The 17,540-nt window shown below is 36.7% G+C and carries 16 protein-coding genes and 2 tRNA genes; 3 read left to right on the top strand and 15 right to left on the bottom strand.

The window, feature by feature from the left end; all coding sequences use genetic code 11:
• Window positions 1–3: 3 nt before the first annotated feature.
• On the bottom strand, window positions 4–1,335 hold the full coding sequence (gene hemA, locus NSS74_RS02060) for a glutamyl-tRNA reductase (protein ID WP_002143275.1): 1,332 nt from the start codon (window positions 1,333–1,335) through the stop codon (window positions 4–6).
• A 417-nt stretch (window positions 1,336–1,752) separates the two neighbouring features.
• Between hemA and NSS74_RS02055 the strand changes: the two genes are divergently transcribed.
• Complete coding sequence (locus NSS74_RS02055; protein WP_002034199.1) at window positions 1,753–2,205, top strand: MarR family winged helix-turn-helix transcriptional regulator; 453 nt, start codon at window positions 1,753–1,755, stop codon at window positions 2,203–2,205.
• 2 nt (window positions 2,206–2,207) lie between these two features.
• The gene (locus NSS74_RS02050) at window positions 2,208–2,624 is read left to right on the top strand and encodes an organic hydroperoxide resistance protein (protein ID WP_002015349.1); all 417 of its coding nucleotides are present in this window, start codon (window positions 2,208–2,210) and stop codon (window positions 2,622–2,624) included.
• 35 nt (window positions 2,625–2,659) lie between these two features.
• On the opposite strand, the gene yihA is transcribed toward NSS74_RS02050, so the two are convergent.
• From yihA to NSS74_RS02015, 7 genes are all read right to left on the bottom strand, one after another.
• Window positions 2,660–3,256 carry a ribosome biogenesis GTP-binding protein YihA/YsxC gene (gene yihA / locus NSS74_RS02045; RefSeq protein ID WP_002088829.1) on the bottom strand — a complete coding sequence of 199 codons (597 nt, stop codon included), beginning with the start codon at window positions 3,254–3,256 and terminating at the stop codon, window positions 2,660–2,662.
• Entirely contained in the window at window positions 3,253–5,583 is a 2,331-nt protein-coding gene (gene lon, locus NSS74_RS02040; RefSeq protein WP_340813158.1) for an endopeptidase La, read from the bottom strand. Before lon ends, yihA begins: the two co-directional genes overlap by 4 nt.
• A 185-nt stretch (window positions 5,584–5,768) precedes the next feature.
• On the bottom strand, window positions 5,769–7,439 hold the full coding sequence (gene lonB / locus NSS74_RS02035) for an ATP-dependent protease LonB (protein ID WP_002015346.1): 1,671 nt from the start codon (window positions 7,437–7,439) through the stop codon (window positions 5,769–5,771).
• A 106-nt stretch (window positions 7,440–7,545) separates the two neighbouring features.
• Window positions 7,546–8,805 carry an ATP-dependent protease ATP-binding subunit ClpX gene (gene clpX / locus NSS74_RS02030; RefSeq protein WP_000472285.1) on the bottom strand — a complete coding sequence of 420 codons (1,260 nt, stop codon included), beginning with the start codon at window positions 8,803–8,805 and terminating at the stop codon, window positions 7,546–7,548.
• 264 nt (window positions 8,806–9,069) lie between these two features.
• A complete protein-coding gene (gene tig / locus NSS74_RS02025) occupies window positions 9,070–10,347 on the bottom strand; it encodes a trigger factor (protein ID WP_002034203.1) in 1,278 nt (425 codons plus the stop codon).
• A 310-nt stretch (window positions 10,348–10,657) separates the two neighbouring features.
• Window positions 10,658–11,656, bottom strand: a complete 999-nt coding sequence (locus tag NSS74_RS02020) for a hypothetical protein (protein ID WP_063218781.1) — start codon at window positions 11,654–11,656, stop codon at window positions 10,658–10,660.
• A 198-nt stretch (window positions 11,657–11,854) separates the two neighbouring features.
• Window positions 11,855–12,103: a hypothetical protein gene (locus tag NSS74_RS02015; protein ID WP_001983650.1), complete on the bottom strand. Its 249-nt coding sequence runs from the start codon at window positions 12,101–12,103 to the stop codon at window positions 11,855–11,857.
• Between the two features lie 315 nt (window positions 12,104–12,418).
• On the opposite strand from NSS74_RS02015, the gene NSS74_RS02010 reads away from it, so the two are divergent.
• Window positions 12,419–13,033 carry a PH domain-containing protein gene (locus tag NSS74_RS02010; protein WP_000473869.1) on the top strand — a complete coding sequence of 205 codons (615 nt, stop codon included), beginning with the start codon at window positions 12,419–12,421 and terminating at the stop codon, window positions 13,031–13,033.
• 51 nt (window positions 13,034–13,084) lie between these two features.
• On the opposite strand, the gene NSS74_RS02005 is transcribed toward NSS74_RS02010, so the two are convergent.
• From NSS74_RS02005 to racE, 7 genes are all read right to left on the bottom strand, one after another.
• A tRNA-Arg gene (locus NSS74_RS02005) sits at window positions 13,085–13,158 on the bottom strand.
• 1 nt (window position 13,159) lies between these two features.
• Window positions 13,160–13,233, bottom strand: a tRNA-Gly gene (locus tag NSS74_RS02000).
• A gap of 108 nt (window positions 13,234–13,341) precedes the next feature.
• A complete protein-coding gene (locus NSS74_RS01995; RefSeq protein WP_002129278.1) occupies window positions 13,342–13,845 on the bottom strand; it encodes a metallophosphoesterase in 504 nt (167 codons plus the stop codon).
• Between the two features lie 13 nt (window positions 13,846–13,858).
• The gene (locus NSS74_RS01990) at window positions 13,859–14,467 is read right to left on the bottom strand and encodes an XTP/dITP diphosphatase (RefSeq protein ID WP_002143277.1); all 609 of its coding nucleotides are present in this window, start codon (window positions 14,465–14,467) and stop codon (window positions 13,859–13,861) included.
• Between the two features lie 11 nt (window positions 14,468–14,478).
• Window positions 14,479–15,216: a ribonuclease PH gene (gene rph, locus NSS74_RS01985; protein WP_002015340.1), complete on the bottom strand. Its 738-nt coding sequence runs from the start codon at window positions 15,214–15,216 to the stop codon at window positions 14,479–14,481.
• 131 nt (window positions 15,217–15,347) lie between these two features.
• Window positions 15,348–16,397 (bottom strand): GerMN domain-containing protein, encoded by a 1,050-nt coding sequence (locus NSS74_RS01980; protein WP_002143278.1) that lies wholly within the window; start codon window positions 16,395–16,397, stop codon window positions 15,348–15,350.
• Window positions 16,398–16,527: 130 nt separating this feature from the next.
• Window positions 16,528–17,340, bottom strand: a complete 813-nt coding sequence (racE, locus tag NSS74_RS01975; protein ID WP_002015338.1) for a glutamate racemase — start codon at window positions 17,338–17,340, stop codon at window positions 16,528–16,530.
• Between the last annotated feature and the right edge of the window lie 200 nt (window positions 17,341–17,540).

Raw genomic sequence — 17,540 nt, 5'->3', positions numbered from 1 at the left:
AAGTTATAAAGATGGAACGGATGGTGTCCACGCTCTTTTATGTTCTACTTCTTCCGTATTTCCCGCTTCTTCCACTTCTAAATCAAAAATCTTCGCAAATAAAGCTAATTTTTCGCCAGCTCCCTCTTCAACAGCTAATTCTTTAGCTACTAAAATTGGGTCTTTTAACAATTGGTTAATAATACTTTTCGTATGTTTACTAATTACTTTTTTCTCACGATCACTAAGGTTTGGTATTTTTCGCTCAAGACTTTCCATCGTATCACTTTGAATTGCTAGCGCTTTATCACGAAGAGCTGATATTAACGGTACAACACCTAGCGTACTTAACCACGTTTTAAATAAAACCATTTCTTCTTCAATCATAAATTGAATTTTCTCTGCTTCTTTTAAACGTTCAGCACGGTTTGCTTCAACTACACCTTGCAGATCGTCGATATCATATAAGAAAGAGCCTTCTAATTCATCAATCGCCGGATCAATATCACGTGGTACTGCAATATCAACCATAAATAACGGACGACCAGAGCGCATTCTCTCTACTTTTGTCATCATTTCTTTCGTAATGACATATTCTGATGCACCCGTTGAACTAATTAAAATATCCGCTTCTAATAATGCACATTGCAATTCACTTAAAGGCTTTGCATGTCCCATATATTTCTCAGCCATCACTTCCGCTTTCGTAAGCGTCCTATTCATAACCGTTACTTTACGAGCTCCACTTCCGTATAAGTTTTGCAGTGCAAGTTCACCCATCTTACCCGCACCAAGAATAAGTACATGACAATCTGTTAAATCGCCAAATATTTTCTTTCCGAGCTCAACAGCAGCATAACTAACAGACATCGCACTTTCACCAATCGTTGTTTCTGAGTGCGCACGTTTTGCTAACGTAACCACTTGCTTAAACAACTCATTAAAAATTGTACCTGTCGCTTTTACTTGTTGTGCTTCTAAAAAGCTATCTTTTATTTGACCTAAAATTTGCGTCTCTCCAACAACCATAGAATCCAAACCGCACGTTACGCGGAATAAATGATCTATTGCGCCATCTTGTTCAAAAATAGACAAGTATGGTGCGACTTCTTCTATTTCAAGCTGAAACCAATCAGCTAAAAACTTCTTAATGTAATACCGTCCCGTGTGTAATTGATCGACAACAGCGTAAATCTCAGTGCGATTACAAGTTGATACAATGACATTTTCTAGCACGCTCTTTTGGTTTTGTAATGTATTCATTGCTTGCTCTAGCTCTGCTGCCTGAAATGTGAGTTTCTCACGAAATTCTACAGGGGCTGTTCGATAATTTACACTAACAACAAGAATATGCACGCAGCATGTCCCCCTTCACCCGTTTTATCACTTTATCTACTATCATAATACAACTTTCCTCTTATGAATCTGACAATCGTGTGAACAACTGATTATTTTTTATTTATTCTCCATATGTAATAAAGGAGCTTCAGTAAGATTAATAAAGAACTTCCTACTTTATAATAATTATAAAATAATAACTCTATTTGTACGTTACCAAAAAAAGTCCTCATAATCAAGTGATGGAAACTATTCCATATTAATTATAACATCATCTTTTCTATCTTCTTTCATCATGAAGGAAAATATGTATGATTGTTCCAAAATATAGTACTCACTTTCTCGATGCAATGCATTTGACATTGTATTTCTTTTTCGTTATATTGGTTTTACAAAATTAAATTGCGCACAATTTAAAAATACAAGGAGTTGCCTATGAAAGAAAATCCTTTGCATCTAGATAACCAACTTTGTTTTTCTATTTACGCTTGTTCTAGAGAGGTTACCCGTTTTTACCGCCCCTATTTAGAAGAAATGGGCATTACGTATCCCCAGTACATTACTTTACTCGTACTCTGGGAACAAGACGGACTAACAGTAAAAGAAATTGGAGAACGTCTATTTTTAGATTCTGGTACTTTAACACCTATGTTAAAACGTATGGAATCATTAAAACTTGTACAACGTGTTCGTTCAAAAGAAGACGAGCGAAAAGTTTGTATTGAATTAACAAAACAAGGTAAAGATTTAAAAGAAATAGCTTGTTCATTACCAACAACGATGGCTACAAATTTAGGAATTACAGAGCAAGAATATCATTCTTTATTAATCCAATTAAACACATTAATTGAAACAATGAAAAAAATTAATGACAGAAAAGGGGAATAAACATGGATAAATTATATACTGCTTCAGTAACAGCAACAGGTGGAAGAAACGGTAAGGTAGTTTCAGATGATGGCATATTAAATCTTGATGTAAAAATGCCAAAAGCACTAGGTGGCGCAGGCGGAGAAGCAACAAATCCAGAACAATTATTTGCAGCTGGTTATGCAGCTTGCTTTGATAGTGCATTACAACTTGTAATTCGTACAAAACGTATGAAGGTGGAAAGTACAGAAGTGACTGCACACGTTTCTATCGGTAAAGATACAGATGGTGGTTTCGGACTATCTGCTGTACTTGACGTACATGTTGCTGGTGTTTCTCATGCCGAAGCACAAGAACTTGTAGAAGCCGCTCACGGTGTATGTCCTTACTCTAAAGCAACAAGAGGAAATATTGAAGTTACATTAAACGTACGCTAAAAGTTTAGTAAATAAAAAAAAACGCGCGACATTCGTCACGCGTTTTTTGTTTTTGTCATTTTATGAATTGCTTTCCATGCTTCTTCTTTTCCAAGTCCTGTTTCAGAAGAGAATAGAACGATTTCATCGCCAATTTCAACAGCAAGCGTTTCTTTTACAACTTTTAAATGCTTTTGCCATTTCCCTTTCGGAATTTTATCGGCTTTCGTTGCAATAATAATTGTTGGGATTTCATAATGCTTTAAGAAATCATACATCATAATGTCATCTTTTGTTGGTTGGTGACGTAAATCAACTACTAATACAGCTGCGTCTAATTGCGTACGTGTTGTAAAGTAAGTTTCAATCATTCTGCCCCATGCCGCGCGCTCTGTTTTAGATACTTTCGCATATCCATAACCTGGAACGTCAACAAAATGCATCATTTCATTGATTAAGAAAAAGTTCAGCGTTTGCGTTTTTCCTGGTTTAGAAGAAATACGTACTAACTTTTTACGATTTAAAATTTTATTAATAAAGGAAGACTTCCCGACATTAGAACGACCTGCTAAGGCAATTTCTGGTAAATCACTGTCTGGATATTGTTCCGGTTTAACGGCACTAATTACAATATCTGCTTTTGTTACTTTCATTGTTTCACTCCTACTAATGCGTGCTCCAATACTTCGTCTAAATGAGATGCAAGCACAAACGTAAGGTTTTCTTTTACGCTCTCTGGAATATCATCTAAATCTTTCTCATTTTCCGCCGGTAAAATAATTTTTGTTAATCCCGCGCGGTGAGCACTTAATGTTTTTTCTTTCAAGCCACCAATCGGTAAAACACGACCACGAAGTGTAATTTCACCTGTCATACCAACTTCTTTACTTACAGGAATACCTGTTAGTGCAGAAATAAGTGCCGTTGCCATCGTAATACCTGCTGACGGTCCATCTTTTGGAACTGCTCCTTCTGGAACATGAATATGAATATCGTTTTTCTCATGGAAATCCTGATCAATATGAAGTTCTTCTGCACGAGAACGAATATAGCTAAACGCGGCTTGTGCGGATTCTTTCATAACATCCCCAAGTTTCCCTGTTAAAATTAATTTCCCTTTTCCTGGCGCTACAGACACTTCAATTGCAAGTGTATCGCCGCCCGCTGCTGTGTAAGCTAAACCTGTTGCCATACCAACTTGGTCTGTTTTTTCAGCTTGACCATAACGGAATATATGCTTACCAAGTAAATCAACAATATTTTTCTCTGTTACAACAATGCGCTTGCGTTCTGCTGTAACGATAATTTTTGCTGCTTTACGGCAAACTTTTGCAATTTGACGCTCTAACGTACGAACACCAGCCTCGCGTGTATAATAACGAATAATTTCAAGAAGCGCTTCATCACGTACTTGCAAATTACCTTTTCGCAAACCGTGCTCTTTTAATTGTTTCGGCAATAAATGCTCACGAGCAATGTGCACCTTTTCAAGTTCTGTATAACCAGCAATTGAAATGATTTCCATACGGTCAAGCAATGGACCCGGAACACTTGCAAGTGTATTAGCAGTTGCAACGAACATAACTTTCGATAAATCATATGGCTCTTCAATGTAATGATCACTGAAGTTATGGTTTTGTTCTGGATCTAACACTTCAAGTAACGCTGCTGATGGGTCTCCCCTGAAATCGTTAGACATTTTATCAATCTCATCTAATAAGAAGACTGGATTAACTGTTTTCGCCTTTTTCATACCTTGAATAATACGTCCTGGCATCGCTCCTACATACGTACGACGGTGACCACGAATTTCAGATTCATCACGCACACCACCAAGAGAAACACGTACAAAATTACGGTTTAACGATGTTGCAATAGAACGTGCTAACGAAGTTTTCCCAACCCCAGGAGGTCCTACTAGACAAAGAATTGGCCCTTTTAATGAATTCGTTAACTTCTGTACAGCTAAATATTCAAGTACTCGCTCTTTCACTTTTTCAAGACCGTAATGATCTTTATTTAAAATTTCTTCCGAATGAATGAGGTCAATCATATCCTCTGTTGCTGTTGTCCAAGGGAGAGCTAATAACCAATCAATATAATTATGAATGACACCACTCTCAGCAGAACTTACAGGTAATTTTTCATAACGATCTAATTCTTTCAGTGCAGCCTTCATTGTTTCTTCAGGCATTCCCGACTGTTCAATTTTCTCACGAAGTTCTTCAACTTCCCCGCCCTTGCCTTCTTTATCACCAAGTTCAGTTTGAATCGCCTTCATTTGCTCACGTAAGAAATATTCTTTTTGCGTGCGCTCCATTGAACGTTTCACTTTTTGTCCAATTTTTTTTTCTAGGCTAAGTAACTCTTGTTCATCTTGAATAATTGAAATAAGTGTATGTAGTCGCTCTTTCACAGATACAATCTCTAAAATCTCTTGTTTCTGCTTCGTTTTAATCGGTAAGTGAGAAGCAATTAAATCAGCTAGTCTTCCCGGTTCTTCTACATCAGCTACCGTTGCAAATGTTTCATTTGAAACTTTTTTCGAAACTTTAATATATTGTTCGAAATGCTCCAGTAACGTACGCATAAGAGCCTTCTCTTCTAAATCATCTTCTACTTCTTCCGTTACCGTTTTAATAGAAACTTGCACTATATTTTCTTCTTCGATAAACTCTACTACTTCTGCTCTATGTAAACCTTCTACAAGGACACGAAGCGTACCGTTCGGCAATTTTAACATTTGCTTCACTTTCGCCACTGTACCTACACTATATATGTCATCTTCTTTCGGATCGTCGATATTCATTTCTTTTTGCATTGCTAAAAAGATGATATTTTCATCCATTGCCGCCTGCTCTAGTGCTTGTATCGATTTATCACGTCCTACATCAAGATGCAGAACCATCGTTGGATATACGAGAATGCCTCTTAATGGTAGGAGGGGCACAATTCTTTCATTCGTATTCATACTAGACATAGCACCTCCATAATAAATTAAACTCCTGTTCAACTATTTTATATTACAATACATCTAGATGCAATTGCAGAGATTCTTCGCAATTGTTAATCCCCTGTTTTTTTGTGCCTCACGAAAAGAAAAAAGACTCCGCTTAAGCATACAAACTTAAACGAAGTCTGGCAAATTTTTATTATTGTATATTCTCACATTGATTGTGCATCTGTTTCGCCCAAATCATTATGTGCATCAAGCTCACGATGCACATTTTCCTGCATAAATGTTAATTCAAATACTTCTTTTAATTTGCGAACAGGAATGATCTCAATTCCCTTTATTGTATACAAAAATGGTTGCATGTTTTCAGCCGGAATGATGACTTTCTTAGCTCCCGCTTTTTTCGCAGCTTTTATTTTTGCGTACACACCACCAATAGGCTTCACTTCTCCGTGGATACTTATCTCACCTGTCATCGCTACTTCATTATTCACATACGTACGATGCACTGCTGAATATACACCTGTTGCCATAGCAATACCTGCTGAAGGACCATCAATCGGGATACCACCAGGAAAATTAATATGTATATCATACCCTTCTGGCAACACATCTAGAGAACGAAGTACTGTTAACACATTATCAACAGAACCTTTCGCCATACTTTTACGGCGGATTGATTTCGTTTGATTTCCAATACTTTCCTCTTCTACAATTCCAGTGACATTTACTGATCCTTTATCTTTCGCAGGAATAGCTGTTACCTCAATTTCTAATAACGCACCTGTATTCGGCCCATATACAGCAAGCCCGTTCACAAGACCGATTCTCGGAATTGGATAAATACGTTTTTCGTACTTTGGTGTAAGCTGACTAGAATGAACAACCCACTCAATATCTTCATCTTTAATGAAAGGTCGTTCTTCATTTATCGCCATACCAGCAGAAATTTGCACGAGATTAATTGCTTCTCGCCCATTTCTTGCATACATTCCAATCATTTCGATACCGTTCTCACCTACTTGCATCTCCACTTTGTCAGCTGCATTTTTCGCTACTTTTTGAATTTCTTCTGTATCTAACTCACGGAAGAACACTTCTAAACAACGCGACCTAATTGCAGGAGGAATTTCCTCTGGTGAACGTGTCGTTGCACCAACTAAACGAAAATCTGCAGGTAAACCTTTTTGAAAAATATCATGTATATACGTTGGAATCATCGAATTTTCTTCACTATAATACGCACTTTCCAAAAACACTTTCCGATCTTCTAACACTTTTAGCATTTTATTCATTTGAATTGGATGTAATTCACCAATCTCATCAATGAACAAAATACCACCATGCGCATCTGTTACAGCCCCTTTTTTCGGTTGCGGGATACCCGCTTGTCCCATTGCACCTGCTCCTTGATAAATAGGATCATGCACTGAACCAATTAATGGATCCGCAATACCACGCTCATCAAACCTAGCTGTTGTCGCATCAAGTTCGATAAATGTTGCATTTGTACGAAATGGAGATTTCGGATTTCGTTTCGCTTCTTCTAATACAAGGCGTGCTGCCGCTGTCTTTCCGACACCTGGCGGACCGTATATGATCACATGTTGCGGATTAGGACCACAAAGAGCCGCTTTTAACGACTTAATCCCGTCTTCTTGCCCTACAATGTCTATAAAGGATGTAGGACGTACCTTTTCCGCAAGCGGCTCTGTTAAAGAAACCTCACGCATTTTACGAAGCTGCTCTAATTCTTTTTTCGATTCTCGATCAATTGAAACTTTTTGTGTTCGCTGATTTCGAAGTAAATGCCAAAAATACAATCCGACAATTACGCCAAAAACAAGTTGAACAAGTAAAAATATATTTGTCCAGCTCATAATTCATTTCCTCCCGCTATGTTTTACCTTTTAGTATTTCCTGGGAGGAATAGTGCTAAACATAAAGAAAAACAGCAATTATAAAAATTGCTGTTTCTTCTTCGCATTATGCAGATGTTTTTGTATCAAGTACAGTACCGTCTTGTAACACCAATTTCGGCGGTTCATTATCAGCTACTGTTTCTTTCGTAAGAATACACTTCTCGATATCTTTGCGAGATGGAAGTTCGAACATTACATCAAGCATCAAGCCTTCAATAATAGAACGAAGTCCACGAGCACCTGTTTTACGTTCAATTGCTTTTTTCGCAATCTCAACTAGTGCACCTTCTTCAAACTCTAACTCAACATCGTCAAGCTCCAATAATTTTTGGAATTGCTTAACAAGTGCATTTTTCGGTTTAGTTAAAATATCTACAAGAGCATCTTCATCAAGCGGCTCTAGGTTCGCAATAACTGGAAGACGACCGATAAACTCCGGAATTAAACCGAATCTTAAAAGATCCTCTGGTAAAACGTGAGATAAAACATGCTTCTCATTTACATCAGCATTTTTCTTCTCAGCACCAAATCCAATTACTTTCTCACCAAGGCGACGTTTAATAATAGGCTCGATGCCATCAAACGCTCCACCACAAATGAATAGGATGTTCGTTGTATCAATTTGAATAAACTCTTGATGCGGGTGCTTACGACCACCTTGAGGTGGAACGCTCGCTACAGTACCTTCTAAAATTTTCAGAAGTGCCTGCTGTACACCTTCACCAGATACATCACGTGTAATTGATGGATTTTCGGACTTACGTGCCACTTTATCAATCTCATCAATATAAATAATTCCTTTTTCCGCTTTTTCTACATCGTAATCAGCCGCTTGAATTAGTTTTAGTAAGATGTTTTCTACATCTTCCCCAACGTATCCAGCTTCTGTTAAAGATGTTGCGTCCGCGATTGCAAATGGAACATTTAAAATACGCGCTAATGTTTGTGCCAATAATGTTTTACCACTACCAGTTGGCCCAATAAGTGAAATATTACTCTTCGCTAATTCTACATCATCAATTTTGCTGTTAGAATTAATGCGTTTGTAATGGTTATATACCGCTACCGCTAGTGCTTTTTTCGCGTTATCTTGTCCGATGACATACTCATCTAAGATTTCACGAATTTCTACCGGTTTCGGTACATCTTTGAATTCTACTTCTTCGTCCTTCGCAAGCTCCTCTTGTACAATTTCAGTACAAAGCTCGATACACTCGTCACAAATGTAAACACCTGGACCTGCAACTAACTTTCGAACTTGCGTTTGTGTTTTACCACAGAAAGAACATTTTAATTGACCTTTTTCATCATTAAATTTAAACATATTTTCACACCCCTTACAAAGTGCTAACCTCTTGCCTTCGTATGTACACGATAAATGTATCGTATGTAAATACATATTATGTCACTACGTAGCGAGAAATACAAATAATATGACTAGTTATGTACAAATAAAAAAATTTTAAAACTTTTGAAATATGTATATTCGACTTACAAAGGCACTTTTCCTTCTTCATCGAAAAGTTTTATAAATATATTTCTATATTTATAAAACAAGGCACGATTAAAATCGCGCCTTGTTATTTTATTATGCAGCGTTGTCTACTAAGAAGTCTACAGCTTTACGCACTTTAAGATCTTCAGATAAAGCGTCTACGCTTCCAAGAGCTTGCTTGATAGCGTCTACTGGCATACCGTACATTTCAGCCATTTTTTCAACTTCTGCAGTTACTTCTTCTTCAGTAACTTCGATGTTTTCAGCTTCAATGATAGCTTCAAGAACAAGATTGATTCTTACACGTTTTTGTGCGTCCTCTTTCATTTGCTCTTTTAATTTGTCAGCGTCAGTACCTGTGAATTGGTAGTAAAGCTCAAGGTTCATACCTTGTTGGCTTAAACGTTGCTCGAATTCACGAACCATACGATCTAACTCAGTGTCGATCATAGCTTCTGGAATGTCGATTTCAGCGTTAGCAGCAGCTAATTCTACTACTTCGTCACGTACTTTGTGCTCAGCTTCGTGCTTTTTGCCTTCTTCTAAGTTTGTACGAAGTTTTGTTTTTAATTCATCAAGAGTTGCAACTTCTTCGTCAGCATCTTTAGCGAACTCGTCGTTTAACTCAGGAAGTTCTTTTGTTTTGATTTCGTGAATTGTTACTTTGAATGTTGCTGGTTTACCAGCTAATTCAGCAGCATGGTACTCTTCTGGGAATGATACTTCAACTTCTTTAGAATCACCAGATTTAAGACCAATTACTTGCTCTTCGAAACCTGGGATGAAAGTACCAGAACCGATTGCAAGAGAATAGTTTTCGCCTTTTCCGCCTTCAAATGCTTCGCCATCAACGAAACCTTCGAAGTCGATTACAGCTGTATCACCATCTGCAGCAGTTCCTTCTTCTTTAACAACTAGTTCAGCTTGACGCTCTTGTAAAGCTTTTACTTCGTTCTCTACATCCTCGTCAGTTACAGTTGTTTCAACTTTTTCTACTGCTAAACCTTTGTAATCACCTAATTTAACTTCAGGTTTTACAGTAACTTTTGCAGTGAAAATTAAGTTTTGGCCTTTTTCGAATTTCTCGATGTCAATCTCAGGATGAGCAACTGGGAAGATACCAGCTTCATCGATTGCTTCACCGTATGCTTTTGGTAAGATGATATCTAAAGCATCTTGGTATAAAGATTCAATACCAAAGCGTTGTTCGAATAATGGACGAGGCATTTTTCCTTTACGGAAACCTGGTACATTAATTGTTTTTACTACTTTTTTGAATGCAGCGTCGATAGAGTTATTTACTTCTTTAGCATCAACTTCGATTGTTAAAACGCCAACGTTACCTTCTAATTTTTCCCATTTTGTAGACATTTATTCTTTCCCTCCAACTATAATAATGTATGCACATACCTCTATAGATCAAAATTTTTATTATCTCTTTCTTGAAATAACAAATGTACAAATAACCCTCTAGCAAAAAGCTTTCAGATACAATGTTCCAATCTACTAATTGTCTAAAAGACAACTACGGTATATTTTGTTCGAGACTAATATGAAACATATTAAGTAAGAGAATTATACTCCTCTTCTCTTACAAACAGGCAGATTTCTGCCTTTTGCAACCCTTACATTATAACATAGAATGTGCTCGTTTCAATAACTGAACGATTCTTTTTCATAATTATACGGGCAAATACCCTTCTCTTTCAATGCGCAGTAACCATTGATAGGCAATATGAAATTCCTCAAACTCAATATTGTATGCTGTCATAAGTTCTTCTTCATCAATAGCCAATCCGAAACGCTTTCTTCCAATTCTCTCTAAGACAGCAGCCCAAATTTCTACTTTATCCATTAATAGAGGGAACGGAAAAACGCTAATTTGTAATTCTTTCCAGTATGTAACCATCGTACTAAATATATCTGGATAATTTTGCTCTAATCGGTTTGAGAATTTATGTATAATTTTATCGGATTGCTCCTCATTATGACCTGTAAATGCTGGAATCACCTTTATCGTATTTCCAAACTTCTCTACTTCTATCTCTTCTTCTATTTGATTTTCTACCATTTTATACAAAATAGAAGTTTTTAAATAAGGGTGCTGATCTTCGTCTATTAAAAATTTCTTTAAAGTAGGAAGTGCGAGATCCAGGTCTTTTAACGAAAGTTTCTGGATCACTCTTAGCTTTTGACCAAAGTTTTCTCCAAAAAGCCCATCGGTAAATTCTTCTAATTCAAAATTCGAATCCACTAGCGGTGTATCTTCTTCATTCAGCATCCCTTGCGCAAACAAAGCAAGCTGCGCCAATTTTTCCTTTTGCTCAGGAATTATATCTTTCGTTTGCAAAACTTCCTCAACAGTTTCAATGACACCTTCATAATCATTTGTTTGAACTAAAATAGTTACATACGTTTCAAGAATATCACCAAATAATACAGCTCCTGTTTCAAGCAACTGCTCACATTTTTCTTTCGCTTCTTCCATACGTTTTAATTCTAGCAAACAAATAACGGAAGCTAATTCTGTTTGTTCCGTTTCTGCATTATACTGACGTAATATTTCAAAGCAGCGCAATGCATCTTCGAATTCCCGCTCTTTCAACGCTAAAAAACCTTTATCAATATAGCGTTCTGATAGTTGCGGAAACAATACGACCGTATTTTCTTTTTTATCCATACGTCCGCCTCTTTTTCTAGATTTTAATGATCTTCAAAGTAAATATATCAAATGCGTAATGAGAACACAACATTCTAAAATTATTTATTTGAAATATAGGAATATTCTATTTTCATAACGAAAAAACAACAAACTTCTAAATAAAATTCATTTTTCACAAACAAAAACCCTCAGCAACAGACGGCAGAGGGTTCATCATTAATGGAAAGCTTTTATAATTGTGGGGTATATAACAAGGGTAATAATTTGGAGAACAATAATTGCCATAACAATCATGCTAAAATAGAAGATTGGTTTACTTCGCTTCATTAAAAACATAATAATAAGCATCGTACAAGCAAACAAACTTAAAAAGAACAAACTCGTTGTCGAACTAAGTATACCACTCGGGACAAAGAACAATAAAACTACACTACAAGTACCTATAATTCCAAATAACCATTCCATTCATTCACTCATTCCCTTTCCCTCTCATGGCAGTTTTTTCTACGCTACTAAATGTTTTACAACATCAATTACATATGTTAACTTTTCATACGCCACAAACCCAAAAGCTACTGTTAAACCCGTTACGATTAATCCTTTCATCATCTCTTCCTCCTCATTTATCGTTGTTATCTTCATTATATAAGATTAGTAATTTGTTACCATCGAACTTCCTTACACTTACCTTACAGAGTTGTAAGATTTCAAAAATAAGTTTAAAATCATGTTAATATATTTTTGTACAATTAAGAATTTAATTTACAAGGGGGATTATATATGTTCAAAAAAATGGCTGCTGATGTTTTAGGATTAAGCGATGTAGGTTCTGTCATTACACCAAAAGATTATGATAAGGTTGATGCTGATGATTACGTAATGCATGAAGATGGGGAGAAAATTTACTTTCTTATTAAATCAAAATCGGATGAATATTGCTTTACAAACAAAGGATTAATTCACCTAGATGGTACAAGTGCCACAAGCAAAAAACGTACATTACGCCGCTTTAGCTATAGTAAATATCAAATTAAAAACGTAGCACTTGAAACTGCAGGAACGATTGATTTAGATGTAGAAATTAAATTTCAAATGGGAGATGAGCATTACTCAATTGATGTTCATAAAAAACATATTGAAGAATTAAAAGATTTATATAAGGCTCTTCTTAAAATCGAAGAAATTTCATACGACAACGACATTACATTGCAGTATGCACATAAAAGTTTAGATATGGCATCTAACGCTTTCAGCCGTATTTCAAATGCACAAGTAAATTTAGCAGAACAGTTTAAAGAGATGAACGAGATCGCCTTTAACTGGCTCGTTGATACGAAAAAGCAATATAACGTGAAAGATTACGGTTTTGTCTTTGAAAAATTTATTAATAACTAATTTAAAACAAACAAAAAACCTTGTTATCAAAAGATAACAAGGTTTTTTTAGCGTCCCAGGAGAGATTCGAACTCCCGACCGTACGCTTAGAAGGCGTATGCTCTATCCGGCTGAGCTACTGGGACATGGAGCGGGTGAAGAGAATCGAACTCTCGACCAGAGCTTGGAAGGCTCTTGTTTTACCACTAAACTACACCCGCATATGTTATTTTATTTTTCTTCGTTAGCGCCGTTGCCCTATCGACAATATTTATTATATTCATAACTACTTATAAAGTCAACACTTTTTTAAAAGAGGATAATTTTTCTTATCCTCTTTTAAAAATTGCTTGTTCCACCAGCTGTCCATCTAATGTTTCAAAACGAACTTCTATATGATTTTCATCCATTTCTAATAAAGCGAATGTCTTTTCCACACGAGAGCGCGGGAGCAAAATACTTCCTGGATTAATAAATAAAATCCCATCAAGTAATTCTGCCCCTAATACATGAGAATGTCCAAAGCACGCTACTTGTGCTCCTACTTCTTCTGCATGATACGCTAACGTTTGTAACGTCATTTTCACATCATGACGATGACCGTGTACAACTAAGAAACGAATTCCATCTACATCAGTTACAATTTCATCTTGAAAGTTAGCATAATCACAATTCCCTTTTACAACTTGGAAACCTTGTAGCTCTTCGTGAGCAGGCGTTAGCTCTGAATCACCACAATGAATCATGACATCTACTTTCCCTTCATATTTCTCTTTTAACTGCTGTAATTCCTTCACAGAGCTATGACTATCGCTTACGATTAAAGCTTTCATCAATCTCTCTCCCTTATTCTTCTAAAAACCATTCCGGGATTTTCTCTTCTAATTTACGAAGAGCGCGTCCGCGGTGGCTAATGGCATTTTTCTCATCTGAGCTTAGCTCCGCCATTGCCTTTTTATATTCTTCTACATAAAAAATCGGATCGTATCCAAAACCATTTTCCCCGCGGCGCTGTTCTAAGATTTTCCCTTCACACGTTCCGTTTACAATAACCGGCTCTTTATCTGCCTCAGGGAAAGCAACCGCTAGTGCACAGTAAAAACGAGCTGTACGTTTTTCTAAATCGATGTCAGTTAACTCTTGCAACACTTTATCGATATTCGCTTGGTCATCTTTCGGCTCTCCAGCAAAACGAGCTGAATATACACCTGGTTTCCCGTTTAAGGCATCTACAATAAGACCTGAGTCATCCGCAATTACGATGGAATTCAACTGTCTACTAAGACTGTCCGCTTTCAAAATTGCGTTTTCTTCAAATGTTTCACCAGTTTCTTCGACTTCTTCAATATGAGGAAAATCGTGTAAAGATTTCACTTCTAAGTCAAATCTCTCAAATAACTCAGCAAACTCACGTACTTTCCCAAGATTTTTCGTCGCTACAACAACTTGCTTCATATTTTCCACCTCTACTCTATATGAGATACGATGTCACCTAACGCTTCTTTTTGCTTTTCAACAAGTTGGAAAATCCCTTGTTCAGCAGCATCAAGTAATTCATTTAATTCAGCTCTGCTAAACGTCGCTTCTTCTCCAGTTCCTTGCACTTCAACAAACTGACCTTTTCCAGTCATAATAACGTTCATATCAACGTCTGCTTTAGAATCTTCAGCATAATTTAAATCTAAAACAACACCTTGTTCTTCAACAACACCTACTGACGTTGCCGCTAAATAATCTTTCACCGGAATTTTAGATACTTTTTCTGCTTGCAATAATTTTTCAAAAGCTAATACCATCGCTACATAAGCACCTGTAATAGAAGCTGTTCTCGTTCCGCCATCCGCTTGAATTACATCACAGTCAATCCAAACCGTTCTTTCGCCAAGCGCTTCTAAATCAACAACCGCACGTAATGCTCGTCCAATTAAACGCTGGATTTCCATTGTACGCCCTGTTACTTTCCCTTTACTTGACTCCCTGATTGTACGTTGCTCTGTCGCACGTGGAATCATTGAGTATTCTGCTGTTACCCAGCCTTTTCCTTCTCCGCGCATAAACGGCGGTACACGCTCTTCAATTGTCGCTGAACAAATTACCTTTGTATCCCCAACTTCAATTAGTACTGATCCCTCTGGATGTTTTAAATAATTTGTATGAATATGTATATGGCGTAGCTCTGCTTTTCCTCTACCATCTACTCGCATAAAAATAACCCCCTCATAAATACTCTCATTAGTATAGCCAAATTTAAATGTACGATATGTATAACAATAAAAGAAGGGGAACTCAAAAAGCAATTCCCCTTTCTTACATAAGTATATCAAATTATTCGCGATTAAAAACTACCTGTATTCACGTTTTGTGGACGATCAACAGGTTTTATTAACTTTTCACCTTTCTCATCCATAAGATTTGCTTTCCCATTCACTTCAATAGAAACATTTTTCACACCTTGTTTTTCCGTTAAAGATAAGACTAACGATTTCAACACATAATTTGAAATCATGTTTTTGTCTGGGTTCACAAATATATTTTCATTAAAGTTTAATGTAATATTTCCGTTCTCCACTTTTGGATTCGTAATAAGCTTAGCTCCTGGATTAAAATCATTTAGTAGCGATCCTTGAATCGGACCTTTTACAAGCTCATCCACAATTGCCGAGTAATCATTTTCTTTTCCTTCTGCAACGCGCCTTGTTACCGGTACGTAATATTGCTGCTTATTATTATTTTGCGCCATAAAGTAAAGTGTAACCGGTTTTGTATGCGTCACATCTGCTACTTGTTCATCATCAAAGTTAATTCCATTCGCACGACTTACACCTTCACCAAGCGGTGTACCCGCAACAGGCATCTTCGCTAACTTTTCACCATTTATTTGGAACTGCACTTGTTTTATTTCTGTAAATTGAGTCAAAGTCCACGCTACTGATTCAACAATTTGACGTTCTTCTTCTTTTGAATAATTTTTCATCTCTTTAGAGAAATCAATTACTGCTGTCCCGCCTTTTTTCAAATTCAAGGTCATCGTCGTATTCGCTGGAAGGACTGCTCGAAATCCATTTGGCAATAAATTTGTGACTGGTCCATCTTTCACAAGATACTCTAACGTTTGCTGTACAACTTCATTCGCTTTCGGAGTAGGCATTGCAATAGTTTGCGGTACGACATATCCATTTTTATCAACGAGGTATAACTCTCTATTTACTGTTTGCTCTTGTTTATCTTTTTTAGCAGTTTCTTTCTTTTCACCTTCTGTATACGTAACTTTTTTTGGCGGATCAATTTGTTCTGTCGCTTTCTCTTGATTTAACAAGCCACACCCTGATAATAAAATCGCACTCACAGTAGCACCAACAACCCATTTAAAAGTGGATTTAGGCATGCCATTCCCCCCTAAAATCTAAGTTTGTACTATTATGTATACGAGCTGTTTCATGTTTTAGAACAAGCTATGGCTACTTATACAGAAAAAACCCCTGATTTCTCAGGAGTTCTCTTATATGAATCTACTATTATTCTGTTTCTAAATTGATATGCTTCACATTTTCAATCGGCTGACCGAACCACTTTGATGCAATTTCTTTAAACAGGCCTATTTTACCAGTCGTTAAGAAGAGATGATCACTTTGTTCTTCTCCCTCATTTAGCATCTTACTATGGTATAAAATCGTGCTTACCTCACGCGCTGTTTCATCACCCGAACTAATTAATTGTACTTGATCCCCCATTACCTTTTTAATAACAGGACCTAAAATCGGATAATGTGTACATCCTAGAATAAGCGTATCAATGTCAGTACTTTTCAACGGTTGCAATGTTTCTCTTACAACTTCATACGCCATTTCACTTTCGAAATTCCCACTCTCTACAAGCTCAACGAAAGGTGGGCACGCTAAACTTTCTACCATAACACGGTTATTAATAGACTTTAGCGCCTCTTCATAGGCGCCACTTTTTACTGTTCCAATCGTTCCAATAATCCCAACATGATACGTATTTGTCACTTTTAAAGCTGTACGTGATCCTGGATGAATAACTCCAACTACTGGAATTGGTAATTGTTTCTGCATTTCTTCTAATACAACCGCAGTTGCTGTATTACACGCAATAACTAACATTTTGATATTTAAATCTAATAAATGCTCCGTCATTTCCCACGTAAATTGACGCACTTCTTCACGAGAACGCGGACCATAAGGGCAACGTGCTGTATCCCCTAAATATATAATACGCTCTTTCGGCAACTGACGAATTAATTCCTTCGCTACTGTTAAACCGCCCACTCCTGAATCAATAACACCGATCGCTCTATTCAACTTAATCACCCGTTTTCTCATTCATCATCTTTTATGTTTATCAGTATATTTTACACACTTTAAGTTCGCTAACTTAAAGTGCCCCTGTATAAAAATTTTCATTTGTACCTATATAGATCAGGACATTTTTTATTTTGCTCCTTTTTTTCATAATTTGCAAGACAGAAAAATAACCGACCTTCTATATGAAAGTCGGTTTCTTCTATATA

Source organism: Bacillus sp. FSL E2-8868 (assembly GCF_038005505.1).
Taxonomy (GTDB): domain Bacteria; phylum Bacillota; class Bacilli; order Bacillales; family Bacillaceae_G; genus Bacillus_A; species Bacillus_A mycoides.
This window is presented reverse-complemented; position numbering and strand designations above follow the sequence as displayed.

Bases quoted from the DNA above. Each gene is read 5' to 3' on its own strand.
- NSS74_RS02055 (WP_002034199.1), top strand. From the start codon at position 1,753: ATGAAAGAAAATCCTTTGCATCTAGATAACCAACTTTGTTTTTCTATT.
- NSS74_RS02050 (WP_002015349.1), top strand. From the start codon at position 2,208: ATGGATAAATTATATACTGCTTCAGTAACAGCAACAGGTGGAAGAAAC.
- yihA (WP_002088829.1), bottom strand. From the start codon at position 3,256: ATGAAAGTAACAAAAGCAGATATTGTAATTAGTGCCGTTAAACCGGAA.
- lon (WP_340813158.1), bottom strand. From the start codon at position 5,583: ATGTCTAGTATGAATACGAATGAAAGAATTGTGCCCCTCCTACCATTA.
- lonB (WP_002015346.1), bottom strand. From the start codon at position 7,439: ATGAGCTGGACAAATATATTTTTACTTGTTCAACTTGTTTTTGGCGTA.
- clpX (WP_000472285.1), bottom strand. From the start codon at position 8,805: ATGTTTAAATTTAATGATGAAAAAGGTCAATTAAAATGTTCTTTCTGT.
- tig (WP_002034203.1), bottom strand. From the start codon at position 10,347: ATGTCTACAAAATGGGAAAAATTAGAAGGTAACGTTGGCGTTTTAACA.
- NSS74_RS02020 (WP_063218781.1), bottom strand. From the start codon at position 11,656: ATGGATAAAAAAGAAAATACGGTCGTATTGTTTCCGCAACTATCAGAA.
- NSS74_RS02015 (WP_001983650.1), bottom strand. From the start codon at position 12,103: ATGGAATGGTTATTTGGAATTATAGGTACTTGTAGTGTAGTTTTATTG.
- NSS74_RS02010 (WP_000473869.1), top strand. From the start codon at position 12,419: ATGTTCAAAAAAATGGCTGCTGATGTTTTAGGATTAAGCGATGTAGGT.
- NSS74_RS01995 (WP_002129278.1), bottom strand. From the start codon at position 13,845: ATGAAAGCTTTAATCGTAAGCGATAGTCATAGCTCTGTGAAGGAATTA.
- NSS74_RS01990 (WP_002143277.1), bottom strand. From the start codon at position 14,467: ATGAAGCAAGTTGTTGTAGCGACGAAAAATCTTGGGAAAGTACGTGAG.
- rph (WP_002015340.1), bottom strand. From the start codon at position 15,216: ATGCGAGTAGATGGTAGAGGAAAAGCAGAGCTACGCCATATACATATT.
- NSS74_RS01980 (WP_002143278.1), bottom strand. From the start codon at position 16,397: ATGCCTAAATCCACTTTTAAATGGGTTGTTGGTGCTACTGTGAGTGCG.